Here is a 26609-nt window from a genome sequence, read left to right as displayed (position 1 = left end):
GATAAACTAAGGGCAACCGAATAAATCAGATAGCCGCTTCTCTTTTGAGGCGGCTTTTCTTATGCCTTGATACGTCACTCCTCCCTTATCGTTCGTGATATACGCTTATTGCAGGGGTAAATGCAATGAAGTCGAATGAACCACCTCCTATCGGCTGATTACCGATAAGAAGCCCGTTGACCGCATGCGGGTAAGGAGTGAATCGCGGCGGCCCTCCTGGTGCCGGAGTAAACCAGGATATCAATTAAAGGAGTGGAGCCATATAGCTGCACTTTTTTCATTGGTAGAAAACAAGGGAGGCGGATATGTTTGGGATTTAAAGATGTAGTTATAGCAATCCTTTCACTGGCTGACCTGGACACATTTAAAAAGAACATACAAGAGCAATGGGAAAAAATTAAAGCGATAGTTGCCGATATTCAATCAAGTAATTTAAAGAAGGAACAGGAAAACAGAGAAGTTATGTGGTTATGGAGGAAATGTGGAGGAATATTCTATGGAGCAGAAACAACCGTCTGTGCGGCATCTAGTTATTACAATGCCTCATCCAAAAGCGGAATGGGAAGAATGCGTAAAAGAACACCTGGAGCGGGACAGGCTACGCTGGGAGCGGAAGAAGCGGAATATGAAGAAAGCTAATAAGTTTCCAGAAACGAAAGGGTGAAGAAAACGTGAATAAACAATTATCTATAGGCGACACGATCTTTCATGAAAAATACGGTTCCGGTGAGATCGTTCCATCCGATGACGTTTCCATCAGTGAAATTATGGTTAAATTTGATCGCCAAGATGTAGTTGATAAATATGTTTGTTTTGATGGAATTCAACCGGATGAATTGGTGAAGATGCGCAATCTGCTGATCGACTAACACTTTTGCGATTTACTTATAGTTTGTCGCTTGCAAAGGGTTCGGCTGCTGTCCCCGTAAAACAGCGGCTTTTTTATTGGGAGGGAAAATGCGTCAGTAAATGCAGGTGGGATGCAGACGTATAAACAAGAAAGGGATGAGAACAATGTAACCCATTAAATCGTACAGGACCCTTGTTCCAGAAAGGAGCAAGTGAGGAGGGGAAAAATCATGTAACAGGTTAGAACATATTGTGTTTATACGGTGTTGGAGCACCTTAACAAAAATTCCTACTCGCTTTCAAATGTTTCCTTCGATAAGCAGAGACGCCTTCCTCTGCTCTATCGTTGGCATCCTGAGTCCTTCTCCTGTCACAAAAAGACAGGCGGGAACTGATTGCAGTACCGGCCTATAGGAGACAGTATACCGGTTGAGAGGCGGTTCGGGGTGTGAACGATAGAAAAAAACGCCCTTATTCAGGGCGCTTGTCATTAACTCCAAGATGTTCTTTTAATGCATCTTGAAGGATATGTGAGTAATTCACCTTATGTTCCTGAGCTAAATCATCGAGCCATTTTGGAATCGTAAGCGTCTTTTTTACAGCTTTATTCTCGATATTGCTGCGGAAAGGCGGCATAAAGACTTCAACAAGAATGATTGCCTGTTTAGGAGCCGGTTTAATGTCTTGGAAATGGGAAGGAGAGGGAATATCCTCTTTATCTTGCTCTAAGCCATACAGATGGAGCGCCAGTGCTTCTTTTGACATTTTTACAGCTTCTTCTTCTGTATCGCCACAAGACAAGCAACCAGGTAAGTCCGGGAACGAAATAGAAATACCGTCATCATCGTATTCGAAAATTGCCGGATACCTATACCAATCTTTTTTATTCATATATAAACCTCCTTGGCAGGGGGAGAGGATTACCTCTCAATCCCTGCTTGCTTGAGTATGCTTTTTATTGTTTTTAAAGGCATATCCTTTTTAGGATGAGGAATCGTTAGTATGCCTTTTTTTGATGGATGCCTATACTGATGATGGCTTCCGGCCACCCGTATTAATTCCCATCCATCTTGTTGAACCATTTTGATTAAGTCCCGCGATGAGTATGACTTCATGTTCCCTCCCTCCTTGATTCTATTATAACACGTATAATAATACGTATCAATAGGAGAATGGGGAATTCAAAAGAAAAAATCAGGAGTTGAGAGGTGGCTTAGTTATGTACGACTGTAAAGAATCCATGGAACTCTGCTTTGTTAAATGTCCTTGTTGCGATACTGAATTCTGTCCAAGGTGTGAAGGGATGAAGAAGATGAATAACCCTATCAGAAGTGCGCTACTTGTTCAATTTTATGGCCATCTTGTAGAAGCAAAGAAAGCAGGATTGGATACACATTATGATAGCTTGGCTGATGATGTAGCGGAGGAGATTATCCAGGAGCTACGTTTGCAATACAAACCAGGGGCGGAGATTAATTAATGAGGACTGAGGAAGATGAACATAAAAGTTAAATGGCGTTGGGATACATTTGTTGTAGGGATTGCACTAGGATTAGACAAGCGGTTTAAGAGTGTAGGAACAGTTATGATATGCCTTGGTTTTATGCAGGTGTACTTAGATAGAAAGGTAAAGGTTAAGTAAAGGAAATAACCTCCTTCTGTCGAATAAGTAGGCGGGAGGAGAATGATAAATGAATATATATATTTCTTGTGGTCATTGTCTTAAGGAGCGAATAAGTCTTGAGTTTTACCCTGTAGAAGTTAACGACGAAGGTGTATATGAATTAACCTGTAAAAGCGGTCATAAAACAACCTCCTTTCTACAAAATGCACATTTCGAAATTTTGTTTGAATTAGGGGCAAAAGCTTTTTTAGATGGATATACTAGAGAGGCTATCTCTAGTTTTGCAGCATCATTGGAAAGATTTTATGAATTTTGTATAAGAGCAATAGTAGAACAAAAAGAAATTGACATCAAGGCTTTTGATGATACATGGAAATATGTAGCTTCGCAATCAGAAAGACAACTGGGCGCTTTTTATTTTTGTTACTTAAGTTTTTTTAATGAAGTTCCCGAAAAAATTCCGCAAAAATGGATAGAGCTTCGAAATAACGTAATTCACAAGGGTCATATACCAACCTTAAAAAAGACTGAGGAATACGCGGAGTATCTGTATGGATATATGATGAAAATACTTACAAGAGTAAAAAAAGGGTGTGGACAAAATGTATTTAAGGTTTTAACCAAAAAACAAAAACTATCTAATACAGAAGAGATGAATAGAAATGCGTTTACTATACCAACGGCAATAGATGTTTCGGTAAGGCTTCCTGAATTTAATAAAGATGACTTTAAACAGGCTATGGAGAAAGTTAAAAATAACAAATGGATACAAGCGGTTTCCAAAAGCTAACACAAGTTTAAATTTTTATTTCCGAAAACGAACAACACAAACCATTTATTTACATCGTACAATTCTGGATAAAAATGTAATATGTTAAAGGCAGATGAACAGTATCTTTCACTGCCCGTTATGCATGATTTTATGCAAATCCGAACGAGTAACTAAAAAATGTAAAACCGCGATAAAACGGACATTTTTTGAGTGCATAATGGCTGTTTGGACGAATAAAATTATCGAAAATGGACAAATCCGCGTCGTTATTGGGTTTATACAAGGCTAGAGTTTACCATAATAAATGTTATCGGACGTACAATGTATAGAATATGCAATGAAGATAAGGCCGCTCCTGTGAGCGGTTTTTTGTTTTGGAGGATGACAACAATGGATATACGAAAAATACCAGTAGAGAAAATCAATCCCGCCCCCTATAATCCGCGCATTGACTTACAGCCGGGGGATGAAGAATACGAACGATTGAAACGCTCGATCCGCGAGTTCGGTTATGTGGAGCCGCTTGTCTGGAATGAACGGACAGGAAATCTTGTTGGTGGTCATCAACGGTATAAAATTCTAATGGAGGAACAACCAACGGAATTACTAGTATCCGTTGTGAACATGGATGACACCAAAGAGAAGGCTTTAAACATTGCACTCAATAAAATTGAGGGCGGATGGGACGAAGAAAGGCTTGCCGCACTATTGGAAAGCCTGCAAACCGATATCGATATTGAATTGACTGGATTTAACCAAGAGGAAGCGGAAAAAATCATTGCTGACTTTCAATTCAATGAAGGAGATGCGGATAAAGATTTCAATAGTACCGAAATTGACCTTGATGATTTCTCGGAGGAAAACTTTGAATGCGTATGTCCTAAGTGCGGCTTTATGTTTAACCCGAAAAAAGGTGATCAGTAATGCCCGAATGGTTATGGTCTCTGAAGGATCTGCATGACATACCGAAAAACGGTTTGAAGGTGTTTAGCTGTTTCTCCTGCGGCGGCGGCTCCACAATGGGTTATAAGCTTGCGGGGTATGAAATAATAGGAAATGTCGAGATTGACCCGCAAATGATGAGTCTGTACCGACAGAATCATAACCCGAAACACCCGTTTCTTATGCCGATTCAGGAATTCAAACTCATTCCTGATAATGAGCTGCCTAAAGAGTTGTTCGAACTGGACATTTTGGACGGTTCGCCGCCCTGTAGCGTGTTTTCTACATCGGGCAAACGTGAGGAGAAATGGGGCGCTGCTCATAAATTCCGTGAAGGGCAGGCAATACAACACCTAGACGATTTATTTTTTGATTTCTTGGACGTAGCGGAGAAGTTGAAGCCAAAAGTGATTATAGCGGAGAACGTAAAGGGGCTTATCATTGGCACTGCCAAAGGATTTGTAAAAATGATAAAAGACCACTTTGAAAAAATCGGGTATCAGGTTCAATTGTTCCTATTAAACTCCGCTGCTATGGGCGTTCCACAAAAGCGGGAACGTGTTTTCTTCATTGCATTTCGAAAGGATTTAAGGCTGCCTAAATTGCAATTATCCTTTAACGAGCGTCCTATCCTGTATAAAGAGATTCGGACAGGTAGAGGAAGACCGCTTTCCACCGACTCCCTTACATATCAGCGTTGGTTAAAGAGAAGGCCGAAAGATGATAATTTAGGGGATATTACTAGCAGAATAGAGGGAAAGGTAAAAAGTTTCAATTCAATACTGGTGAAGGATAACAAGGTATTGAATACTATCGCCAGCTCATCGTGTTTTATACGTTATGATGAGCCCTATTTCATTAGTGATGAAGATATCATACGGAGCCAAACATTCCCGCAGGATTATAATTTCTTAAATGCGGATGTGCAATATGTATGCGGCATGTCTGTACCGCCTGTTATGATGAGGAAAATTTCATCAGAAGTATATAAACAGTGGTTTACTCGAATTCAGTAGAGCGAATCGCTGTTTTTTGTTGGCATGAAAAAAGGAGAGTGCAGCGAACACTCTCCCATTCTACACCAGGCAACCCCGGCGAGAGATAGCGGCGACTGCGGCCGCAGATTTCGGTAAACCCGCTATCTCGCTTTTCATTTTAACGGAAAGCTGGGGTTGCCACAATGACACAATTCGATAACGACGAAAAAGACTTGCTTTTACAGCATCAAATAGAAATCGCGGAAGGCATCTTAGAATCAAAAGCCAAGTACCGCAAAGTTGTCCAGGCCAGCATTGCAGGGTGGGTTAAGGATTTCCAAAACGGTCATATCAAATTCAACACGGTAGACGATTTAAGGAAGCTTATCGAGTTGGATTTGAAGCTGCAAGCGGATGAATAGTTTATACATTTGATTATTCACGGAGGTGGTGATGATGTAACGTGTCTGGACAGGAAAAGAACAATCGAGAAGCTGCTCTTTCTCTCTATCTTGCCCAGGACGGAAATATAACACCGACCGAAATTGCGAGGCAGTTGGGTGAGAAACCCACCACCGTCCGTTCGTGGAAAAAGCGGGACGATTGGGAAGGAGCGTTGCAGAATCAGCGTTGCAACGCAGGGGAAAAACGTTGCAACGCTGACAAGACAAAGAAGAAGCGTGGCGCACAGCCCGGCAATAAAAATGCACTAAACAATCAGGGCGGTGCTCCGCTTAACAATCAAAATGCCCGCGGTAAGGGTGAGAACAAAAGGGGGAACCGTAATGCAGTGAAAACAGGTGAATTTATGTCCTTCTCCCGCGATTTGATGGATGAAGAAGAATTGCAGTTTTTCGATGGAATGTCTACATGTCCGCACGATCATGCGACGGAAGAGCTGCGTATTCTCTCCATGCGGGAACGATGGATGCTACAGGAACTGAAACGACTTAAAGCAGGACTGACACATAAAGAAAAGCGCACGCTTCAAGAACTGATTGAGCGAAAAGAAAAGATGCCGTATATCGATAAGAATAGCGGCAAACGTGTGATGCTCAATGTCACACATAAAGACATGGTGACCACTGAAGTGAGGGAAGTGGAGAAATCTAAGCTTGATCAGGTCGTACAGATGAGCGATGCGCTTACCCGTGTCCAGGATAAAAAGCTGAAGCTTGTTAAAATGATGATGGACAAGGAAAAAGAGGAACAGCAACTAGCTATTGCAAGAGAACGGCTGGAATTGGAACGTTATAAAGTCATGGGGCCGGATGATGATGGCGATTTCGAAGATGGAGAGGATGACGAATGGTAATTAAACTCGCAAAAGAACACATCCGCAAAATCAAGAAACGTTATAAGAACAACCCGGCTAAAATCGACGAATTAAAAGAGATATTCGCTGACTTCGAACAGTTCTGTTATAAGTTCCTTAAAATCAAGACTAAAGATGGGAAAATTAAACCTCTTATCTTGAATGAAGCTCAAAAGCAATATGCGGAAGAGGTTTTCCAGCAGATTAAAAACGGGAAAACTGTTCGCGTGATTATTTTAAAAGCCCGTCAGATGGGCTTTTCTACTGTGACAGAGGCAATTATTTATTACCTCACATCACTTCAAGAGGCTAAAAACTCTTTTATCGTTGCACAGGACTCCGATGCGACTGGCAACTTATACGATATGTTCAAGTTGTATTATGAAAAGGTGCCAGAGTCTATTCAACCAATGACGCAACGTAATAACGCGAAGATATTGACGTTCGAAAATCCAAGTAAAAAGAAGCTAGAAAAAAGACGGAATCCCGGATTAAATTCAAAAATCACGGTTCAATCCGCTGAAAAAAAGGTCTTGGCTCGTTCTGGAACCATTCATTACCTTCATGCCTCTGAGGTTGCTTTCTGGCCACCTTCTAAAAAGAAAGTTCATCTCAATTCCTTGTTATCAGCTTTATCAAAAGAAGCTGGAACGCTTGGTGTATTAGAATCCACCGCTAACGGAATGGATGAATTTAAGAAGTATTGGGATGATGCGGTAGAAGGCCGCAACGACTTCACTCCGATGTTCTTCCCTTGGTTCCGTATGCCGGACTACCGCAAGCCGGTACTGCCCGGATTCGAACTAACAGAAGAAGAGAAGGAGCTTAAGCAACGCTATAACTTGGATGATGAGCAGATTCAATGGCGTCGCTTCACAATCCGAAATGACTGTAACGGTGATCCCCGCCTGTTCCGTCAGGAGTACCCCTCCGTACCGGAAGAGGCTTTCTTGCTGTCGGGAGAAGGTATCTTCGACAATGAGTACATCCAACGGCTTATGGACGCTATAAAGGTATTAGGCGAGTTATACGAAGTAGATCACATTAAGAAGACGGTCATTAAGGCTTCAAATGGTGAGCTGCGTATCTTCAGGAAGCCGGAGGAGGGGAAACGATACGTTATCGGCGCTGATACCGCGAAAGGGAAATCCGATGGTGACTGGGATGTAGCCTATGTCATCGAAGAGCGAAGCGGCGAAATGTGCGCCGTTATTCGTGGCAAATGGGATACCGACCTATACGGTAAGAAACTGGACGTATTGGGCCGCTATTACAATACCGCGCTACTGGCGGTCGAGAATAACAACACCGGAAACTCGGTGCTTAATACATTGTTCAATACTTGCAAGTACCCTCTTCTGTATCTATGGAAGAAAGGTGACTTGGGATGGAATACAAATACCGCCACAAGGCCGGTAATGATTAGTGACTTTAAAGAGGCTATTCGTGATCAGCTTTTTGCTATTTACTGCCGCGCTCTTTATAAAGAGTGCTTAACATTTATTGATAAAAATGGTAAACCGCAGGCGGATGATGGATGCACTGATGACTGCATCATGGCTTACTCTATCGCGTTACAAGTGCGACAAGTAGCCACGAAATGGTTTGAATGGTATGAGAAGAAGCAAAAACAACGCAAAGAACAAGAAGAAGATGACGGAGTGGGGTGGATATAAATGAGTGAGGCTACAGCAGGCGCCGACGCGCAATGGATACCTATTCGAATTGAAAAAGCGGAGGTTCCGGCTAGTGCAAGACTTCCAGATACTTTTGCTGGTTCGTACAGTACGCATAACTTAATTGAATTTCCGAAAGGCGGTTCCCCTTCCAGTTGTAAAGCAATCGTAAAAGAAAGCAATATCATCCCTCAATGCATTGATGCTTATAAAAGAAACATCGCTGGTTATGGTATTGCGCTTGAATATCTTCCAGGCGAAAGCGATGAAACAGCATTATCGGAATGGGAAGCGGCAGAAAAATTCCTTTCTACTGCAAACCTAGAGACTTCAACTGAAAAAATCATTGAGGAGCTTATCGACGACTTAGAACATTGCGGGAATGCATATCTTGAAGTTGTGCGGGGCGGTGAATTCCCTGCTTTATATCGTCTTCCACCTGAAAATATTCGCTGCACCCCGGAATTAGATCGCATTGAAGTGAAATATAACCGGCTAATAAAGGGAAAAGTAGAGACTTTTACTCAAAAATCCTATGTTAGAAAGTATGCAGAGAAGCGAAATAGCAGTATTACGTGGTTCAAGCCGTTTGGAACTAAAGGTGACTGTACAGAAATCATCCACCTACGTATAGGAAATGGCGGGGCATATGGTGAACCCCGCTGGTTCGGTAATACTCCAGGTGTACTTGGCAGCCGAAAAGCAGAAGAACTGAATTTAGGCTATTTCTCTAATGGACGCATGATCACCATGATTCTATCAGTAATAAACGGAAGACTTACCAAAAAGTCAATTGAGCTATTAGCACAAGCAAGAGGACAAGAATCACAAGGCGGCATCCTTTACTTACAAGTAGAGGGCGGCGATATAGGCGGTCCGGTTGATGAGCAAAAGGAAAAATCGCAAATCAAGCTAGACAAACTCAACGATTTATTACAAACGGACGCACTTTTTTTAGAGTATGGCAAGACAAAAAGGGAAGAGATTCTTTCCGCTTTCCGCCTCCCGCCTATTCTAGTAGGTATGTCACAGGATTATAGCCGAGCGACCGCTGATGCTGCGCTTCGATTTGCGGAAGAACAGGTGTTTCAACCTTATCGAAATTGGCTCATGGATGAAATTTTTAATAAGCGATTATTCCCAGCGCTTAATATCTTCCGGATTAAAGCAACCCTTCGTGGTCCGAAGCTTGTTGAGCCGGACGAAAGAAAAGGACTCCTTGAATTCCTAGCTGAAAGCGGCATTCTTTTAGTGGGTGACCTTATTCCGTTGGCGGAAGAAGTATTAGGAACAACCGTAAACGAATCAAAATTCGAACCAGGTTATCTTGATACACCTATTGCTCAATTGCTAAATCAACAGCCTTCAATTCCTTCTGGTGTTGATATGCAAGAGAAAGTTGCTGCTATTGCCAAAAGCCTACTACGAAAAAGCGAGGCGGAGGCGGGCATCCATGTGTAAGGCTTGCTGGGTGCAAATCATCAAGGCTGATGTAGACGAATTTCTTGATAGCTTGGACCTCACCAACGCAGAACGAGCGGTTCTTGAAGAGCTATATAACCAGGGAGAAGAACACATTACCGAAATTCTTGAGTTACAGGGGAACGAGCTACACGAAACCATACAGGAATTAAGCGAGGGAACACTTGTAGATGCAGAGGAATTGTTCAAGATTTTACTTTCTGTCCAAGCTGGCGAACTGTTTCAGGAGAAGTTTGAACAAGCGGTTTATGATGCATTCATGCCGCTGTTTCATCTGGCTGGAGAAACCGAACTTGCCGCCCATAATCCAGATAAAACATGGTCCGTCAAAAACAAAGCTGCTGCACGCTACGCATTGAAGCTTCAGGCATTGGTACCAGCTATGAACGAAACTACAACTAATATAATGCTTCGTTCCTTTCAGAAAGCCATTAAAGAGGGTAAGACACCCTCAGAGCGGGCGCAGCTGGTGCAAGAGGTAAGCGCCCAAGCAGCCGCCGGAAAAGCCGGACCATTTACGATGGAACGCGCTATGAGGGTATCCCGTACAATGTCCACTGCCGCCGCAAATGGTGGGAAGTTGGAAGGTTGGAAGCAATCAGAGGTAGTCACCGGCAAGAAGTGGCGCTCTGCGAATCAAAAACGCACCCGCAAAACGCATAAGAAAGCAAACGGTCAGGTGAAACCATTAGACGAACCATTCGAGGTCGGGAAAGATAAGCTGATGCATCCAGGAGACCCGACTGGAAGTGCAAAAGAAATTGTGAATTGCCGCTGCACAATGCATGCAGTGATGGCTTAAATCTTCCAATTTTTTCACGTCCAATAATCTATATTATGTCGACTAGAACCCGAATCGCTGTATTTCGCCGTATTCCGGTGTTTTCTTTGATTATCACGTTTTGGACTATCTAAAAAAGTCCACGTAAGGAGGACAACCGCATATGAATGAGCCAAAAACACGAACTCTTAAATGCTCGTGTTTTCTTCGTTTTTCTAGATTTTTGCGAAAGGAGGTGAAATAGATGGGATACAAGCTAAAAGATGCGAAAATCTCGCATATCTCCCTTGTAGATAAGGGTGCAAACGGTGTTCCTTTTTCCATTATAAAAAGTGCTGAGGAAAACACTATCCAAAAACAAATTCGAATTTCCAAAATCGAAGAAGAAAAACGAATTGTAAAAGGTGTTGTTTATCAGCCGAATGTAGAGGATGCACACGGCGACCAAATGGATGAAGAGGAAATAGAAAAAGCTGCTCTTCTTTTCATGGAGAATCAGAACACCTACAACATTGATAAACAGCATAACCTTGAAGCAAATAAGGGCTTTGTCTTTGAATCCTATATTGCACCTTGTGAAATAACGCTAGGCGATCAGGTAATTGCAAAAGGCTCCTGGGTAGCTGGTGTGAAAGTAACTGATGATGAGACATGGGAAGATATCAAAAAGGGTGAAATTACCGGCTTTTCTATGTTTGGTGTAGGTAAGCGCGAAGAAATCAAGGAAGACGAAACAGTTTCTAAAGGTTTACTGACCACTATTCGAAAAGAATTAGGTGAATTTGCTACGAAGATTCTTAAAGGTGCGGTAGCTGATAAGTACAACAAAAACAGGAAAAACCGCGAATTTTGGGCCGCGCAGGATGCTTTAAACTCTGTTTTGTTTAACTGGGACTCATGGGAAAGCGGAATAGAGACAGACCCGGAAAAAATCCGTGAAGCATTACAAGATTTCGTCGATATCGCTCAAGATGTTCTTGTTCAAGAAGATATTGTGAAAGCAATAGGCAAGCCGTCTGAAGCTATCGTGAAGGCTGGAAAGAAATTATCAGCGGGCAATTTAAAACATGTACAAGACGCAGTGGCGTCGCTCACAGAATTAATAAATAACGTGACTCCTAAAGAAGAGGGGTCGAAGGGGGAAGAAGATTTGAACGCTGAAGATATTGCAAAAGCAGTGGCGGCCGCTATGGCTCCAATTTCTAAACAAGTAGAAAACCTTGCCGCCGATATGGAAGAGCTGAAAAAAGGAGAAGGCTTATCAGGGCAGGCAAGTAACAACAACGAGCCAGAGGCAACGCTAGAACAAACCGCCCTAACTGAAGCTATCACAAAAGCGCTTGAGCCGGTTACAAAGCAAATGGAGACTCTTAGCAACGATGTAATGCTACTAAAGAATAGTCGCGGGGATAGCGGTAGAGGGCCATCAGATGGAACGATTGCTAAAAGCAATTCACCAAGTTACATTCAATTGATGAGTGGAGGTCAATAATATGACAGCAAATAGCAGCTTAATTTCTAAAGAACAGCAGCTCGCAAGTATCCGAAAGTCCGTCAACTTAGTTATGCCAAAGAAAGAAGCAGAGGCTTTTCTCGTTGATACCTTAAAGATGGCATCAACACTTCCGAAATTGCGTGCAAAATATACAGATGTTCCTAGCAGTAAAATTCCAAAATTGAAAGTAAAGTCGCGTCAAATCCGCGAACATACAGGGGATGAGCAACCAACCGGAACCGGTAGCATCGATACTCCGCAGGTACCATATTCAGTAAGAAAAGTCTATTGGGATGAATGGATTAAAGATGATGATGTATGGTACAACAATACTGCCCGTGGTGATGATGTCGAAACCAAAACTATCGACCTTGTCCAGGGGCAATTTAGCGTTGATATACAAGATTTGCTTTTCAATGGTGATGCAGACGCCAAGCTTGCTGATGGCACAACGCCAGATCCGTTTCTATCTATCTTAGATGGCTTTGTGAAGAAAATGAAAGCATCCACTATTAAAACGGCACTGGGGGCGGCTGAGCCGACTATTGATGATTTCGTAAATCATGTTTTGCTACTGGATGAAAAATATCTAAATATGACAGACCTAACGTGGATTATGAATCGCCGCACATATCAAAAACTGGTCGCCCTTGTACAAAAGCGCCCGACTACGTTGGGTGATGTAACCCTAGTGAATGGGAAATTGACAGAAATCGCTGGTTATCCAATTGAAGTTGTACAGTCCTTGCAAAGTGGATTTGTTGCATTAACTCCACTAAGCAACTTGGTTCCAGTATTCACTCGTGATTTGCGCTACAAACGTACAGCAGATGGGGCAACGGCAGCTATTAAGGATTCAACATACCATATCCTGTTTGCTTATGCTGATGCGGTCGTTTTGGAGCTTGAAGCAGTCGCTTGGATGAGCGGCGACAAGTTATAAGGAGGTATTTTTTATGCCAAAACTCCAATATAAACACGAGAAAGGCGCCCTTCATATTGGTGGAGGGCGTATTTTCTTTCCCAAAACACCGCTTGAAGTAACGGAAGAAGAAAAGGACGATCTTCTCTCTCGCTTCCCTGACGAATTGGAGGAAGTGGGAGAAGAAAAAACAAACAAGCGTAACCGCAAGAATCCGAAAGAAGAGGAAAAGGTCGATGCTGACGCCGGAACTACTGAAAAATCGTAGCCGCGTAAGCACTGTACAAGGAGCGGGAGAAGATTTATTACAGCAATACATTGATGATGCCCAAACAAGGATCGAACTGTTTCTTCCCGTTCCCTTTCCCCAGACGGTCGATAGACAAATGCTGTTAGCTTGGGTGAAGTTGGCGGAAGGATTAGCCCTGCAAGACGATGAGGCACACCTTGCCGCCGTTGCCCGTGGCTACACAGCGGAGAATGACGGGGCATGGAGCTACACCCGACAAGCGGTAGAAGGAAAGACAACAGGAAATCCGGACGTCGATAATATCCTCCGTCTCTGGCTTAAGAAACAGTCACCCACAGACGGAAATATTCAGGCGATGGTGCTATGAAGCATCATTTTAATACGCCCATCTCTGTTATCCGCGTAACAGGCCAAAAGGACAGCAATGGTATTTTTGCGAAACGTAAGCCTAAAACTATCGGACAATACCTCTGTCATATCATCAAAACGGAAACGAGTGAAAAGCTGGACGAAAAGCCGATCATCTTTGTCATTAAAAAGGTGATCGGCCTTCCAAAAGCGGCGGATATTGTACGAGGTGATGAAATTTCATTACTCGACCATAGATATCTGGTTATTGATGTTGTTCCGCGTCGGTATTGGAAAGAAATTCGTGTCACTTGCGAGGTGAAAGGCAGTGAGCATTCATGATTTTGATGGACTCGCTCGCAAGTTTGAACAAATAAGCAACGGAGCCATAGAAAGAATTCTCCGTAACATCGCGGAAGTCGTAGGGGAAACGTTGCTTAATCATGTTATTGATGAGATCGACAATCAGGGATTAATTGATACCGGTACCCTATGGAACTCCTTTACCCGTGGGGGTGCAGATAACATATGGATATGGGACGTTGACCGAAACGCGATTACGTTGGAAGTCGGCTCTAATCTTCCATATGCTCGCTACCTCAACGATGGATATACCATCAGCAAGCGGCACTTCGTTCCTGGTTATTGGAGTGGGGGCTCCTTTGTTTATGACCCATCCGCTAAAACGGGTTTTATGGCCCGTCCACGCTCTTTTATCGGTCGGCAGTACTTTGACATTGCCGTACAGCAATTAGAAGGCGGCATGAACGCTTTAATCATGAGACAGCTTGAGAGAGAAATCGGGAGGTTATTCGCATGATCGATATCGGAAAAAACGTATGGGGTGAAACCATTCAACGTATTTATCCAGACCTCTTTATTTTTGATGACCAAGCGACATGGAATAGCGGTCAATTCGTTCGGCCTAGTGTCTTTGTCGAAACTGATCTTGTATCGGAGAAGACACACACGCCGCAATCTATCCGTATTATCGAAGACGTAGGGCTTGTTTTTCACTACGATTTCGAGCGGATATCCCAGGAAGACAAAGGGGAACCGATACCATTCGACTTGTACCCTTTCTTCCTGTATTTACGCCAGAATCGCTATTGTATAGCGTCTCAGCGTTTTAAAACGATGTTAGTCGTTGAACCGCCCCGAACACGGGAGAAAAGCGACCAAATGGAAATTACATTCCGTTATTCCTATCTCCTACATGTTCCGAAGCGGACCGTCACAGACGACGGCAAAGAAATCATGAAAATAAATGACTTCTATGTCGAAGCCAATGGGCAGGAGGTGAAAGCATGAGTGAAAAGCGCGTAAGAAAGCCGGTTGCTACAGCGGCACAACCTGACCTGAACAAACGAACAAAAAAAGAATGGATTGAGAGCGCAAGCCCAGTGTTTAATGTAGAACGCTTTGAAATGGCTGGCGCTCTTTTTGATTGCCAAGACGGGGATGAACTTTCCCAGAAGGAAGTAAAACAAAAGCTGGATGCCTACTTGCACCCGGATAAGAAGAAGGAGGAGGAACAAACGAATGTCGATTCAACGAGTTAGAGCAGGCGCCTATGTAGAACTGCAGGCCAAAGCAAAAGCGCGAGTTATTCCCACTACAGGCCGCGTCCTGGTTCCGTATCAAGCGGAATGGGGCAAGCCGAATTTTGCGGTAGATATGGCGGATACATCTGAGCGCTTGAAAGAAACGGGATTGCTGGTCGATGTGGTTGAATTAGCTGCGGAGAATGGCGCTACCGTTATGGGATACCGTGTAACCAATGAGCAGGAGAAAGCGGCAGCTCATACTGTTACAGATAGCTATGCCATTGAGGCAAGGTATCCAGGTAAGCGCGGGGAAGATTTCGAATACATGATCCGCCCGAGCTTAGTAGATGCCACAAAGAAAGAAATCGTGGTCCGTGATACGAAAATGATTTACGACACGGAAACCTATCTAGTGGCGGATAAGCAAGAGGCGGAAGACAAGTTAAAGAAATCGAATATGGTCCGTTTTAAGGGTATTGGTGATGGTGAGCTGGCGGATATCGCTTATACCAAATTAGCTGGAGCGGTAACCGGAACGGGAGCAATTACGGCTGGTGAATGGAGCCGTATTTTTAACCGCATAGACGGCCTTGAATTCGATGTATTCTATCTACCTTCCACTGATCCCGCCGTACAAGCGGCGTGCAAGCAATGGTTGCTAGACAGGCGCACAAAGGCCCGTAAGCTGGCACAGTTAGTCATTGCGGGAGATGCGGCAATGGATGATGATATCGAAGCGCATAACACACGTTCCCGCGCTATGAATGCCCGTTTCATTATCAATAGTTCCATTGCTGGAACACATACCAACGGAAAAGAGTACAATTCCGTACAATGGGCGGCATGGGTGGCGGGCCTCGTAGCGGGTACACCAGCCAATAAATCCTTTACAGGGGTAAAAGTACCGCTGACGCTTGCAAAGATAGACTGGAGCCATAGTGAAGTCATGAAGGGGTTGGCTGAAGGAACGTTAATGGCAACCCGTGATGGCTACGACTACATTATCGAGTCTGCGGTCAACACTTTATCCACGCTTGGAGCGGGTGAGCGAGAGGATTTCGGTAAAATCCGCGTATCGATGACCATTGACCAAATCCTGAATGATATCTACTCCGCAGGAAAAAGATATCGAGCACAGTTGGATAATGACAAGGATGGCCGTGCTATCTTCATCGGTGCGGTGGTCGAATACCTCAAAATCCGCGCCCAACAAAAAGCAATTACGGATGATTATAAATTTGAGGAACATCCAGTGAAACAAAGTGACTTTGATTTTGCTTATTTCAAACTTTTGGCGAAGCCGCTGGATGCTATCGAGGCATTCTATATTGATTGGGAGGTGGCCTAGTAGATGGAACGCGAACTCATAGGCCGGAATTTATCCGTACAGGACGATAACGGCGATCCGATTCAGACGATTAAAGAAATTGAGGTTATCCTGAAGCCGGAGAACTTGGATATTATCCGGGCGCGGCGCATGGCAAAAACAAAGCAGCTTGTTGGTTACGAAATTCCAGTAAAGATGGTGATGTCTAAGCTGGAATCACGGCTGCGGTACCGCCTGTTAGACCTATTTAAGCAAGGAAAAACCATGTTCCTCCCCCGTGTCACTGGCTCATTAGAAGATATGATAACGGGCAATACCGAGCGTGTACTTATTACCGGTATTCATATTCACGGTGACATTGATATCATTGTGGCCAAGATTGATGAAAACAAAGGCATTGATATCACGCTAGAAGGTACGGCTACAGACTTCGATTTTGTAGAGAAATTCCCTGATTACATGGCATAGGAGGGCGTACAGCCCTCTTTTTTGCTGCTTTAAACAATAAAAATCTAAAAATATCAGATTTTAAACTGCACATTTTTACAAATTGCGAAAAATAGTAAAAATATCGGGTTTTAAAACGAACATTTTTATAAATTACGAAAAACAGTAAAAACATCAGGTTTTAAACCAAACATTTTTATAAATTTCCAAACGACTATACATTCCAAGGAGGAAAAAAGAATGAGCGACAAATTGCAAAAGTACCTAGAGAAAGCAAAAGGCGGCCGCCGCGACGATATTATCAAGGTGAAGGCAGACGGTGATGAATGGTCTGTACGTCGTTTGACAACGATGGAAGTGCGCCGCTCGATTGAGTTGGCAGTAAATGAAGACGGCTCCGCTAAAGACACATACAATGAAATCGACATTATGATCGTAAAAGCAACCGAACACGAATTTGATTGGAACAACGCGGAGTTATTGAAGGCATATAACTGCGTGGAGAAATTTGAGCTTCCGCCGCGTGTGTTGGATAATCCGGAAGACTATGCTGCACTAAGCAAAGCGGTTCGTAACTTCACAGACACGAAAGAAGCGCTTATCAAAGAGGGAAAGAACTCATCCGCCGCGACGGAGAAGCAAGCTGGATAGCTTTCATATGGGTTAACCGTCATCGACTGCCGGAGGAGATACTTGAATACGAAGTAGACCAGGAACGGCAGAAGTTTTTCTGCATAGCGGCTGAAATGATCGCAGAAGAAGATATGAAACGAGCGATGCGGACATGACAGGTAGCTTGCAGCTACATCGCAGCATTGATATAATGAATGCAAGTACTAGTCAATGAATATACTAAAAAAGACCGCCTGGTGCTACCAACACCAAACGGTCCTGTACAATAGACGTTCCCTAAGGGGGCGGCTCAGGTTTTATCTAAGAAATAGATCGGTACCGTGGTGGGGGCGGTCTATTTCTTTTTTGTCAAAAGAAGTGTCACAATGGCTACGATTACACCAACAAATGTTAGCGTGTATATGCCAAAGTTTAATGCAAGATTTGCTGCATCGTATGACACCATGTTCTCACCCCCTTCCATCAAGAGGATGGATAGTGCAGGAGTGAGCCGCCCCCGGAGCCTCGTCTATGTACAAGGAAGATTATAACACACAAGCACCCTTGAATGAGGGTGCTTTTTATTATGTTCAAGACGTGAAAAACGGAAATAAAAATAGAAGCAAAGCAAAAGGCGCATTCCTTTGAATACGCCTTTACTTCAATGCATCAGATGTGGCACAACCATAAAATATGAAAAACATCAGTGTAAAGAATATAAGATTCATAATACATTTAAAAAACGAAGGATACTTTGATGTGTCCATTCTTTTTATCCATGCAATCGGATGAAAAACTATCATCATTGCACAAGAAACAGCAGCTAATCCGCTAACAAGTGCTATTGCCCCAAAAAGTATAATATAACCAGTCATTTTAGCTACCCCCTAGCTAAATCATAAGGCAGGTGAGAAAAAATAACAACGACTTCTGTAACAGTACCCTTTGAGGCTAGAGACTTAATATCAGGTAGTCTTAAAAGAATAAGTTCCATGTTAAGGGGGACAACGAGCGACCTAAACGCTTTTCGTCGTGCATCTGAAGATATGCATGACAACTTTGTTTCTGGAAGTAGGCGAGCAAGAGACGCCGCACAAGATTTCGGTAGAGAGGTTGATGCTGCTAGAGACGATGTTCGAGGATTAGCAAATGAACAGGTGGATGACCTGTTTACCCATGCAAGAAGCGGCGCGGAGGATTTTCGCTCTACAGTCAGTCGTGCCGAATCAGAGGTCAAAGGGTTAAGTGATGCCCGTGTTCATCTTCAAGCACGAGATGATGTTAGTCCTGTACTCGATGGTATTTCGTCAAAGCTGGCTGTTATAGCCGCAACCGCCGGTAGTCTTGTTCTTGGGGGAGGCATCAAAGATTCATTGTTTGGTGGGATTACTGAATATACCCATGAAGCAGCACGAAGCGCCCCTTATCTTTCTTCTACTGACAGAAAAAGCGCATTAACAAGAGCGGATGATCTATATGGAAAAGGCTATTTTGAATCTAGGCCCGAGGCAGCCAAGCAAGTAGCAGATGTCGCACCACTGGTAAGGGACAAATCGCAAATCGGTGATTTTGTGGAATCATCTGCAAAAATGAAATATCTCATGCCTGATTCGAGTTGGGAAGAGATTAATCGTTCTTTAGGTCAAGCCACCAATGTATTCAAAGAAACGCCGCAGCAAGTAACGGATTCCATGATGTATACGTACAAACAAGTAGGTGACAGACAGCAGGACCTGTTTGATTCGTACTGGGAATACGTACTCTACTTCAATAAAGCGGGTACTAATTCCGCTCAAATGGCTAACTTCTTGGTTAAGAGTGTTCAAGAAGGAAGCTTTAACTTCGATAAGCCTGCGGACTTTTTTAAGGAGACATTTGGAGTTAAGGCCCTAGATGCTGGTGACATGGCTAAGTATTTCGAGCTCCGCGGATCAAGTAAGGATGTAGCGGAGAAACAAGCGAATGATTTTACCTCTGATATAAATTCTGGTGATGAACAAAAGGCTAAAGGGGCGATTATGGCACTAGTAGCCGACTTAGCAAGTCAAACGCCTGCGGAGTTAAAAGCATCCCTCGTGCAGCTTGGTTCTGCTACAGGGCAAGACAATGGCGATGCTATCATGAAAACATATAAGGTCCCCTTTGAAAAGCCACCAGATGATATCAATGGAACAACAGATCGTATGGTCCAAGCTCAAAAGGACGCCGATCCCATGCAGGAAATGATTGAGGCTAGAAGACAAATGGATAAGTTGATGCAAGGGATTGGACAGGGCATGATTGCTGATTTGTTACCTGTCATGCAAGAATTCAATCAACTGCTTGTCACAAATAAAGATGAAATTCAATCTTTATTTAGTACTTTTACTGGTCTTATTAAAGGAGCAACAGGGATTTATAAGGAGCATTTCGCTGTAATAAACTACCTTATAATCGGTCTTGTGAGCGCATTTGCTATCAAAAAAGGAGTGGACCTTTTAAAAGGAGGTATCAAATTCGGAAAAGACATGCTCGACATAGGCAAGAGCGCTTTTTCCACCGTCGGCAAAGGTGCAAGTACTGTAAAAGGCTGGTTCACTCGTTCGAAAGATGAAGAAACGGCACCAGAAAAGAAAAAGTTCACACTAAGAGGGAATCAGGGAAGCCGAGGGGATGACCGTATACGTGCCCTTTCCTCTATGACGGTGAATGCTACCCGCGTATATGTTAACGGGCCAGTTTCCGGCGGCGGTGGCGGCATGGATACAGGAGATCGAGGAAGAAGAAAACCCAGCAAGGGCGGACGTGGAATAAACGCCAGGGATGAATTGACCAGACGGAAGAAGGATAATGAAGACCATAGCCCACCGCGCCGCACAAAAACCGTTTCCCGTGATAAAGCAAACGATGTGATCGAACAACACCGCCCACCGAAGCCGCCAGATCCACCGAAAAGAAGTATTGGCAAAGGACTACTTAGGGGCGCAGGTGTTGCGGGGGCTGTTGCTGGTGTTGGAATAGGAGCCTATGAATTATATCAATCGGCAAAAGATGGTGGATTGAGACGAGCAGCTTCAACCAGCGGTGGTTCTGTCGTAGGTGGTCTTGCTGGTACAGCAGTTGGCGGGACTATTGGTTCTCTTGCGGGTCCGCTTGGTACCGCTGCAGGGGCCGCAGTCGGTAACTATATCGGTGATAAGCTCGGTAGTCTAGCAGATAGCAGCGGAGTGACCGCAAAAGTGGTGGATGCTGTTGTTTCCCTAAAGGATACACTTGGTTCATGGAAAAACAAAGCAGCTAACTTTATAAGTGGTAAAAAAGAGGAGCCCACACAAAACGCAGTAGCAGGACCGCCAGCTCCTAAACCATTACCGCCGCTCACTCTTCCTACCTTCACACCACAAGCCAAGCAGAAAATGCAGGAGATGTTTACGTCCTTTAAGACTTCGATGAAACAAAAAGGCATCGAGATGGATTTCTCTCCTATCCAAAAAGCCGGGGCAAAGGTAAAAGATACCTTCAGCAATATGAAACAGAGCGTCGTTGGATGGTGGAAAGGAGACAGCGCCAAGAAAGCACAAGGGGACCTGCACGCGGTTGGCTCTGCTACCCAAAACGCAGCTGGACAGACAAAGAATCTAGGGGCATTTGCAAATCGAAGCACGGCAGAAATTGCTCAAGGTTCTAAGCAAGCGGGACAAAGCTTTGCAGGCGTGAGTGCAGCGGCGGGTACCGCAGCGGGGCAGACAAAGAGTCATTTGGAAACCTTAAGAAATATATCAAGTCAAGGAAGTAGTTGGGGAAGCAATTTGATTTCGATGTTAGCGGCCGGCATTCAAAGTAAATTCCCACTCTTGTCCTCTGTTGTAACTACTACGGCAGGGATTATTAAAAAGAATCTTGGATTTAGTTCCCCGACAAAGGAAGGTCCGGCCAGTAAATCGGATAAATGGGCACCGAACTTCATTTCTATGTTTGCGAGCGGATTGAAAGCTGATCCTATCAAACAAAAAATGAATCTGATTGCGGGTACCATGAACCGTAAGCTCCATAATCGCGCCTCTATTGATGTGATGCAGCGGGCAGGTAACGGAATTCGGGTGGCGCGGTCGCTAAATCAAGCACCACGAGCTGCGGGCTCCGTTAGTATTCAAAATATCACCCTAGACTTTGGCGAGATGGCAAAGCAGGTCACAGACTTCGCGGAATTCGCTAAGATGCTGAGCGGACCACAAGGCCGCGCATTGATTCGTAAGATTTTGGGTGAGGAGCTGCATAAAGCAATCGAGAATGGAGGGTAAAATATGCTGGCACTAGCCCAGGGCAATAACCGCTTTACCTTTCCTATCACACCGCCAGAGATACAAATACAATCCGGTAATGAAGTTGAAACATTTACCGTAATTACAGGCGATGAACGTACAGGCAAACCCGTTTCCAAAGCGAGACGGGTTTCTTTTACGGCCATTTTCCCGCGTTTCTGGCAAGAGATATGGGAGAAGGGAACCGAAACGATTAAATATCAGTCACCTGAACAAGCGTTGAAGTTGCTGGAACAATGGAAGGCAAAGCCCGTTGTTGTGATTTTCGATGCGTTGTTTAGTCAAACGATGCTAATGGAAGGATTCGAACCCACCTATAAGGACGGGCAGGCAAACCTTCATATCAGCTTTTCTTTTGTAGAACATAAGCCGGTTAAAATTATTTCTTATTCGAATACAAAGCAACTCTTAAAGCCGGGGGTTATTATTACCAAGTCTTCTAAGAGTAGGCCCAATACAACGAGTAAAGAGTCAAAAAAGGATAAGAAGAAAAGCGATAAAAAGAAAGATAAAGATAAGGGTAAAGACAAAGGTAAGGGCAATAAAAAGGGTGATAAGAAGAAGGAAGAGAGCAAAGTCGGCGCGTTTAACTACAGCGCACAACGGAATCGAATCTCTACCACGAATAATCGTGCAAAGGGGAAATAATCTATGAAAGATTTCGCGGTCGTTTATGGAAAACAAAATGTACGTCATATTCTCACGGATGCGATTGTGGACCTGTCCTGGTCCTCCCATCGAGAAGAGATTACCCGCAGTATGACGGTACGGCTGCGGAACGCACCGCCCATTCAGGTAGCCGGAATGCTCATGTGTTTTGGGAAACGGTCAAAAGAACAACTTTTGCATTATCAAAACCAATTCTTTCACGGTCCGATCATCAGCTTTGAAGAAAATGAGTTTACGCATGAATGGGAGCTGGAAGCGCGGGAGATTGGGTGGTATCTGGCTAAGAACAAGGGCACCCGGCCTTACCTGAAGGGGCCAGCAGGTTCAGAGCTGCAGACGTACATTAAGAGTACAGGCATTGATTTTCGTTGCCCGGACCTTGGTTTCTCCATCGATGAGCGGTACGGGACGATGGCGCATTCTGATATCGTTCTCGATGTGCTGCAGAAAGCCTATGAGCATACCGGTTACCGCTTTTATCTCGAGTACATTCGAAAAGACCAAAGCTTTTATATTGTTGTTGCTCGTGAAGGAAGAAATACAATCGTGCCAGTATTCATTCAAAACCAAATGGAAGAAAGCAGTCGCGGGGCTTCCATCGAAGACACCTACACAGTTGTAACAGCGCAAAAATGGAAGGATGACAAGATAGTTTCCTCCGTCACAAAGGCCAATACTGGAGCGATTACTAACCTGGGACGGATGGAGGAAATTATCGAGGTGGAGGAAAAAGAGAACCCGACCACCATTGCCACACAGAAGCTTGTGGAGTTATCGAATCCAAAGCTTATAAAGAAAATCACGGTAAAACATGAGGACCATACGCTATGCGGCTTACGTGCCGGATGGCTTGTTTTGATTCAGGAGGAAAAATACAAATCCAAATGGGTGATTGTAAGTGAACAGACAACCTTTAGCAACGGCATCTACACGGTACAACTGGAACTAGAAAGGCGGGAATAAGGTGTTACGTGAAGCGCTGAACCTTTGGAAAGAGAAAACAGCCAGTCACATCGATGCTAGGGATACTGAGCGGGCGACGCTGCTTAGTTGGCCAGATAAACCAAAGATACAGGTGGATGGCGACCCCACACCCTATGAACACGACAAGCTCATCTTTGCGGAGTACCTACAGGACCGGAAAGTCGAGGCATATTTTGAGATTGGGCAATACATGGAGGGCGAAGAAGCCAAAGGAAGCGTGACAGGCGTCCTGACAAACGGCGTAGAGTACGAGAGCGGCGCACCCTATGAACAAGTACCCCGTTCCTCTTTGCAAGGTACCATCGTCATTCCTAGCCCGCTGAAGGTGGGTGACCGCCTGATCGTCTCTCGAACAACCGGACAACGATATTATGTGCATGGAAAGGATGTGGGGCTAGATGGCGGATGAATCGATTTCCTTGTTTCCTGAGATAAATCTTAGTGATATGGAAGAAATCGAACTATACGAAGATACCCCTTCAGAAGACAAATGGACCTACATGATCGACTTTCGCAATCGATGCGCGGTAGTCGATGAAGACGGCCGCCCACGTAAGACGGAAACCTATGCCGAATTCCTGATGCAGACAGCGATGAAAATACTCAATACCGAACGTTTTCAATATGTGGTATACAGTGCGGATATCGGCGTCGAAAAATCAGAATGGTCTGGATGGGAAGACGTTGAAATTAAGCGAGATATGGAAGAGGCCTTAACCGCACACCCGGAAATTGAGCGAGCCGAGGTGCTTTCTATGGAACGAGACGCCCATGAGGTACATGTAAAAATTCATTTGGTCGGCCTTGCTGGTACAGCAGAGGTAGAGGAGGCAATCGGACTATGAAACTGACGGACTTGCCCAAGCTTCCTTATATGCCTATTTTGGAAGAAACGCCGGAGGACATTTACCAACGTTGGGTAAACCGAGCGATTGAATTGGCGAAAGAAAAGGGGCTCCCTCCTCCGCCAACGGGTGAAGGGGAATATTTCTATGATTTATGGTACCCGATTGCTCAAGAATACGCAGAGCAACAAGAATTATGGACGTATGGCTTTATTCAGGCATTTCCGATATGGGCCGATGGTGAATTCCTAGAAGCGCATGGCTGGGCGGATGGGCTACTTAGAAAGGAAGGCGAGGACGACGATACATTCCGGCTTCGTCTTTTGGACCGTGCTTTTATCGAAGAAGGAAGCGGACGCCGTAAGGATTACGAGCTATGGGCCAAAGAAGTTCCAGGCGTAGGTGGTGTGATTGCGGTCGAGAAAGAACGACATGACAATTCTATCGATCTTTATCTTACCGACATGAACGGAAATCCGGTAACACCTGAATTTGCGGAGCAGGTGAAAAATTTAATGTGGGAAGATAAACGGATTGCGGGGCATGATTTAGCCACCTATCCCGCTCCTGTCTTTGTGTTACGAATTGAGGCAGCAATCGAAACAACTGGGGATCGGGCTGTTCTAGCGGAGCAAATCAAAAAGCGCGTCCTTGCCTACGCAGAAGGCCGGACGAAACTGGTTTACAATTACGTTGCTGCACTCCTGGTTTTCGATATCGGAGAAAATTACTCCAATTTTACGATGAACGGAGAAACCAAGGATATCGAAATACCGCCTATATCAATCCTGCAGGTTGAGGTGGCCTTACTATGATTCCTTTGCGATATCGGGAAGTACTGCCGCCTTATTGGTATGAAATTGACATGGCGGAGCGTCATTTCTCTGTGATGGAAGAGGCAATGAACGGACGCGAGAAAATTACGAATGAGCTGCGAGATCAATTCATCCTCCAACGGGCCACCTATGCGCTAGATATGTGGGAATGGATATACTTCCGCAAGGTGCAATCCGGTAGTTTTGCGGAGCGAAGAGAAGCCATCCGAAAAAAGCGGTGGGCAAAGCGTCCATTTAAGCTACCTGTCCTTCGGCTGATAGGAAGCCAGTGCGGAAAGTTGCTTAATGTGAGAGAGGATTTTCTCGCAAAAGAGATTTATTTTGAATACGACATAGCCGACGAAACCGTTGACTTGATGCGACTTCATCGAGATTTTGAGTACATTCGCCCGGTGCATGTAAAACCGTCAGTTCCAAACCTACACGGGAAAGAACGCATCGAAATCGTCGATACAGTTACTTGCAATCTTAGACGGTATCATCAGGTTCATGAATTTCGTGTTGGTATGACACCAATGAAATACCAAAATGAGGAGGTCCTATGAGTGGATCAGGCATATCTTGAACGAGCAGCTCATGATTTATATACCCGCGCCTCCACCGTCGTTCTCAACGGGGAGAGGACTATTCCGATTCAACAAGTACAACAAACAGAGAATCAGGTCATCATTCAAACGACAGGGATACACAACATTAAACAAATTACCTCCATTCGGCTACTGGATGAACAAGGCGGCTTAATTACAGAACGGAAAGTCAATATCCCTGTACTAGACGAACAGACCTTGCTATTCACGTTTCAATTTGAAGTAAAAGGAGGCACGACAAGTGGCGTTTGAACCTAAGTTTGATTGGACATTTAATACCCCTGTAACGGAGACAGATATTCTCCGTTGGGAACACGGTATCTATGACGCGCACCTTTTACTAAGTGAACACACCGCAGCCATTGCCGCCCTTCAAATCGATGTGAAATCAGTAAAAGACGCATTGTTCAACAACTTCACGGATAACATCTTCACCGAGAACTTGGACACGTTGAACGATGTTTTGGTCATCAGCGGTTGGTATGACGAGGTAAATAAAAGGCTGGTGGTATAGATGGCATATCACTGGGATAAGTATTCTGTCGTTCAACAAAAAACAGAAATACCTCAACAGAAGTACACAACAAGTACTTTGCCGTACATTCAGCAGATGTATACCGACTATACGTATGATGCAGCGAACAATAAATATTATGGATCTGGAGAAAATGTTTCGGGGATATATGAGAACGATCCGGTTGGATATTTTGCGTTCTATACTTATGTTTCTACGCTATACAAAGCGACAAAAGTCAACAGCAATACAGTAGAGGTTTGGATTGTCACTACATCTACAAAACCAGCCAAAGGTTCGCTCATCCAATCAAACATCGTAGCTGTAGACGGCACATACCCTGTGGACGGAGTGCATACGGATGGATACTGGTACGTCAAAAAGGGAATCGTAAACCAATCGCCAACACTGACACTTTCTACTCAAAATAATCACGCATTATTCGAAGGAAGCGTCCTACCGATTACTGGTAACGCATCAGATGCCGACAACGGTGATGTATTAACC

General features: G+C 44.2%; 37 protein-coding genes. 33 read left to right on the top strand and 4 right to left on the bottom strand.

The genetic code is table 11. The annotated features are described in order from the left end of the window. The first annotated feature begins 309 nt into the window (after window positions 1-309). Both HMPREF0083_RS04615 and HMPREF0083_RS04610 read left to right on the top strand, forming a co-directional pair. Window positions 310-639 (top strand): hypothetical protein, encoded by a 330-nt coding sequence (locus HMPREF0083_RS04615; RefSeq protein WP_040301490.1) that lies wholly within the window; start codon window positions 310-312, stop codon window positions 637-639. Window positions 640-671: 32 nt separating this feature from the next. Continuing rightward, window positions 672-869, top strand: a complete 198-nt coding sequence (locus HMPREF0083_RS04610; protein WP_021619914.1) for a hypothetical protein — start codon at window positions 672-674, stop codon at window positions 867-869. A 451-nt stretch (window positions 870-1320) separates the two neighbouring features. Here HMPREF0083_RS04610 and HMPREF0083_RS04605 read toward each other — a convergent pair whose 3' ends face one another. Then, window positions 1321-1740 carry a type II toxin-antitoxin system HicB family antitoxin gene (locus HMPREF0083_RS04605; RefSeq protein WP_021619913.1) on the bottom strand — a complete coding sequence of 140 codons (420 nt, stop codon included), beginning with the start codon at window positions 1738-1740 and terminating at the stop codon, window positions 1321-1323. Between the two features lie 29 nt (window positions 1741-1769). Continuing rightward, entirely contained in the window at window positions 1770-1964 is a 195-nt protein-coding gene (locus tag HMPREF0083_RS04600; RefSeq protein WP_040301489.1) for a type II toxin-antitoxin system HicA family toxin, read from the bottom strand. 188 nt (window positions 1965-2152) lie between these two features. Between HMPREF0083_RS04600 and HMPREF0083_RS27855 the strand changes: the two genes are divergently transcribed. From HMPREF0083_RS27855 to HMPREF0083_RS04505, 21 genes are all read left to right on the top strand, one after another. Beyond that, window positions 2153-2329: a hypothetical protein gene (locus tag HMPREF0083_RS27855; protein WP_021619911.1), complete on the top strand. Its 177-nt coding sequence runs from the start codon at window positions 2153-2155 to the stop codon at window positions 2327-2329. A gap of 15 nt (window positions 2330-2344) precedes the next feature. Continuing rightward, window positions 2345-2491, top strand: a complete 147-nt coding sequence (locus tag HMPREF0083_RS27850) for a hypothetical protein (RefSeq protein WP_021619910.1) — start codon at window positions 2345-2347, stop codon at window positions 2489-2491. A 49-nt stretch (window positions 2492-2540) separates the two neighbouring features. Continuing rightward, window positions 2541-3263 (top strand): hypothetical protein, encoded by a 723-nt coding sequence (locus HMPREF0083_RS26165; protein ID WP_021619909.1) that lies wholly within the window; start codon window positions 2541-2543, stop codon window positions 3261-3263. Between the two features lie 372 nt (window positions 3264-3635). Then, window positions 3636-4169 (top strand): ParB N-terminal domain-containing protein, encoded by a 534-nt coding sequence (locus HMPREF0083_RS04590; RefSeq protein WP_040301488.1) that lies wholly within the window; start codon window positions 3636-3638, stop codon window positions 4167-4169. Further along, window positions 4169-5203: a DNA cytosine methyltransferase gene (locus tag HMPREF0083_RS04585; protein ID WP_021619906.1), complete on the top strand. Its 1035-nt coding sequence runs from the start codon at window positions 4169-4171 to the stop codon at window positions 5201-5203. Before HMPREF0083_RS04590 ends, HMPREF0083_RS04585 begins: the two co-directional genes overlap by 1 nt. Before the next feature lie 164 nt (window positions 5204-5367). Then, on the top strand, window positions 5368-5586 hold the full coding sequence (locus HMPREF0083_RS04580; RefSeq protein WP_021619905.1) for a hypothetical protein: 219 nt from the start codon (window positions 5368-5370) through the stop codon (window positions 5584-5586). A 41-nt stretch (window positions 5587-5627) separates the two neighbouring features. Further along, window positions 5628-6479 carry a terminase gpP N-terminus-related DNA-binding protein gene (locus HMPREF0083_RS04575; RefSeq protein ID WP_021619904.1) on the top strand — a complete coding sequence of 284 codons (852 nt, stop codon included), beginning with the start codon at window positions 5628-5630 and terminating at the stop codon, window positions 6477-6479. Continuing rightward, window positions 6473-8155, top strand: coding sequence for a terminase large subunit (locus tag HMPREF0083_RS04570; protein ID WP_021619903.1), 1683 nt, complete (start codon window positions 6473-6475; stop codon window positions 8153-8155). The genes HMPREF0083_RS04575 and HMPREF0083_RS04570 overlap by 7 nt, the downstream gene beginning before the upstream one ends. Continuing rightward, window positions 8156-9616 (top strand): phage portal protein, encoded by a 1461-nt coding sequence (locus tag HMPREF0083_RS04565; protein ID WP_021619902.1) that lies wholly within the window; start codon window positions 8156-8158, stop codon window positions 9614-9616. Beyond that, on the top strand, window positions 9609-10439 hold the full coding sequence (locus tag HMPREF0083_RS04560) for a phage minor head protein (RefSeq protein ID WP_021619901.1): 831 nt from the start codon (window positions 9609-9611) through the stop codon (window positions 10437-10439). Before HMPREF0083_RS04565 ends, HMPREF0083_RS04560 begins: the two co-directional genes overlap by 8 nt. Window positions 10440-10662: 223 nt before the next feature. Further along, window positions 10663-11910: an XkdF-like putative serine protease domain-containing protein gene (locus HMPREF0083_RS04555; protein WP_021619900.1), complete on the top strand. Its 1248-nt coding sequence runs from the start codon at window positions 10663-10665 to the stop codon at window positions 11908-11910. Between the two features lies 1 nt (window position 11911). Next, a complete protein-coding gene (locus HMPREF0083_RS04550; protein WP_051354530.1) occupies window positions 11912-12856 on the top strand; it encodes a phage major capsid protein in 945 nt (314 codons plus the stop codon). A 13-nt stretch (window positions 12857-12869) separates the two neighbouring features. Beyond that, window positions 12870-13103 carry a hypothetical protein gene (locus HMPREF0083_RS04545; protein ID WP_021619898.1) on the top strand — a complete coding sequence of 78 codons (234 nt, stop codon included), beginning with the start codon at window positions 12870-12872 and terminating at the stop codon, window positions 13101-13103. Beyond that, window positions 13072-13452: a protein YqbG gene (gene yqbG / locus HMPREF0083_RS04540; protein WP_021619897.1), complete on the top strand. Its 381-nt coding sequence runs from the start codon at window positions 13072-13074 to the stop codon at window positions 13450-13452. The genes HMPREF0083_RS04545 and yqbG overlap by 32 nt, the downstream gene beginning before the upstream one ends. Continuing rightward, window positions 13449-13775, top strand: coding sequence for a hypothetical protein (locus HMPREF0083_RS04535; RefSeq protein ID WP_021619896.1), 327 nt, complete (start codon window positions 13449-13451; stop codon window positions 13773-13775). Before yqbG ends, HMPREF0083_RS04535 begins: the two co-directional genes overlap by 4 nt. Continuing rightward, complete coding sequence (locus HMPREF0083_RS04530) at window positions 13762-14253, top strand: HK97 gp10 family phage protein (protein ID WP_021619895.1); 492 nt, start codon at window positions 13762-13764, stop codon at window positions 14251-14253. The genes HMPREF0083_RS04535 and HMPREF0083_RS04530 overlap by 14 nt, the downstream gene beginning before the upstream one ends. Beyond that, window positions 14250-14744: a hypothetical protein gene (locus HMPREF0083_RS04525; RefSeq protein WP_021619894.1), complete on the top strand. Its 495-nt coding sequence runs from the start codon at window positions 14250-14252 to the stop codon at window positions 14742-14744. The genes HMPREF0083_RS04530 and HMPREF0083_RS04525 overlap by 4 nt, the downstream gene beginning before the upstream one ends. Continuing rightward, entirely contained in the window at window positions 14741-14995 is a 255-nt protein-coding gene (locus HMPREF0083_RS04520; RefSeq protein WP_021619893.1) for a YqzN/YkzM domain-containing protein, read from the top strand. Before HMPREF0083_RS04525 ends, HMPREF0083_RS04520 begins: the two co-directional genes overlap by 4 nt. Continuing rightward, the gene (locus HMPREF0083_RS04515; protein WP_021619892.1) at window positions 14976-16328 is read left to right on the top strand and encodes a phage tail sheath subtilisin-like domain-containing protein; all 1353 of its coding nucleotides are present in this window, start codon (window positions 14976-14978) and stop codon (window positions 16326-16328) included. Before HMPREF0083_RS04520 ends, HMPREF0083_RS04515 begins: the two co-directional genes overlap by 20 nt. A gap of 3 nt (window positions 16329-16331) precedes the next feature. Next, entirely contained in the window at window positions 16332-16775 is a 444-nt protein-coding gene (locus HMPREF0083_RS04510; RefSeq protein WP_021619891.1) for a phage tail tube protein, read from the top strand. Between the two features lie 219 nt (window positions 16776-16994). Then, a complete protein-coding gene (locus tag HMPREF0083_RS04505) occupies window positions 16995-17405 on the top strand; it encodes a phage XkdN-like protein (protein WP_021619890.1) in 411 nt (136 codons plus the stop codon). Between the two features lie 316 nt (window positions 17406-17721). Here the strand turns inward: HMPREF0083_RS04505 and HMPREF0083_RS29930 are convergent, their stop codons facing one another. Then, window positions 17722-17832: a putative holin-like toxin gene (locus HMPREF0083_RS29930; protein ID WP_326942978.1), complete on the bottom strand. Its 111-nt coding sequence runs from the start codon at window positions 17830-17832 to the stop codon at window positions 17722-17724. Between the two features lie 190 nt (window positions 17833-18022). Then, window positions 18023-18241 (bottom strand): hypothetical protein, encoded by a 219-nt coding sequence (locus HMPREF0083_RS04500; RefSeq protein WP_021619888.1) that lies wholly within the window; start codon window positions 18239-18241, stop codon window positions 18023-18025. 117 nt (window positions 18242-18358) lie between these two features. Between HMPREF0083_RS04500 and HMPREF0083_RS04495 the strand changes: the two genes are divergently transcribed. From HMPREF0083_RS04495 to HMPREF0083_RS04450, 10 genes are all read left to right on the top strand, one after another. Continuing rightward, window positions 18359-21646, top strand: coding sequence for a hypothetical protein (locus HMPREF0083_RS04495; RefSeq protein WP_021619887.1), 3288 nt, complete (start codon window positions 18359-18361; stop codon window positions 21644-21646). 3 nt (window positions 21647-21649) lie between these two features. Next, on the top strand, window positions 21650-22315 hold the full coding sequence (locus tag HMPREF0083_RS04490) for a hypothetical protein (protein WP_021619886.1): 666 nt from the start codon (window positions 21650-21652) through the stop codon (window positions 22313-22315). 3 nt (window positions 22316-22318) lie between these two features. Beyond that, window positions 22319-23299, top strand: coding sequence for an XkdQ/YqbQ family protein (locus HMPREF0083_RS04485; RefSeq protein WP_021619885.1), 981 nt, complete (start codon window positions 22319-22321; stop codon window positions 23297-23299). 1 nt (window position 23300) lies between these two features. Continuing rightward, window positions 23301-23729, top strand: a complete 429-nt coding sequence (locus HMPREF0083_RS04480) for a DUF2577 family protein (RefSeq protein ID WP_021619884.1) — start codon at window positions 23301-23303, stop codon at window positions 23727-23729. Next, entirely contained in the window at window positions 23719-24165 is a 447-nt protein-coding gene (locus tag HMPREF0083_RS04475) for a DUF2634 domain-containing protein (protein WP_021619883.1), read from the top strand. Before HMPREF0083_RS04480 ends, HMPREF0083_RS04475 begins: the two co-directional genes overlap by 11 nt. Further along, window positions 24162-24980 (top strand): baseplate J/gp47 family protein, encoded by an 819-nt coding sequence (locus HMPREF0083_RS04470; RefSeq protein ID WP_021619882.1) that lies wholly within the window; start codon window positions 24162-24164, stop codon window positions 24978-24980. Before HMPREF0083_RS04475 ends, HMPREF0083_RS04470 begins: the two co-directional genes overlap by 4 nt. Then, the gene (locus HMPREF0083_RS04465) at window positions 24977-25546 is read left to right on the top strand and encodes a DUF2313 domain-containing protein (RefSeq protein ID WP_021619881.1); all 570 of its coding nucleotides are present in this window, start codon (window positions 24977-24979) and stop codon (window positions 25544-25546) included. The genes HMPREF0083_RS04470 and HMPREF0083_RS04465 overlap by 4 nt, the downstream gene beginning before the upstream one ends. Beyond that, on the top strand, window positions 25547-25840 hold the full coding sequence (locus tag HMPREF0083_RS04460) for a hypothetical protein (RefSeq protein WP_021619880.1): 294 nt from the start codon (window positions 25547-25549) through the stop codon (window positions 25838-25840). Further along, the gene (locus HMPREF0083_RS04455) at window positions 25830-26102 is read left to right on the top strand and encodes a hypothetical protein (RefSeq protein ID WP_021619879.1); all 273 of its coding nucleotides are present in this window, start codon (window positions 25830-25832) and stop codon (window positions 26100-26102) included. Before HMPREF0083_RS04460 ends, HMPREF0083_RS04455 begins: the two co-directional genes overlap by 11 nt. Beyond that, the coding region (locus HMPREF0083_RS04450; protein WP_021619878.1) for a hypothetical protein at window positions 26103-26609 on the top strand (507 nt) is incomplete at its 3' end.

It is taken from the genome of Aneurinibacillus aneurinilyticus ATCC 12856 (genome assembly GCF_000466385.1).
GTDB lineage: Bacteria > Bacillota > Bacilli > Aneurinibacillales > Aneurinibacillaceae > Aneurinibacillus > Aneurinibacillus aneurinilyticus.
The sequence above is the reverse complement of the archived record's forward strand: the minus strand, read 5'-3'. Positions and strand labels throughout refer to the sequence as shown.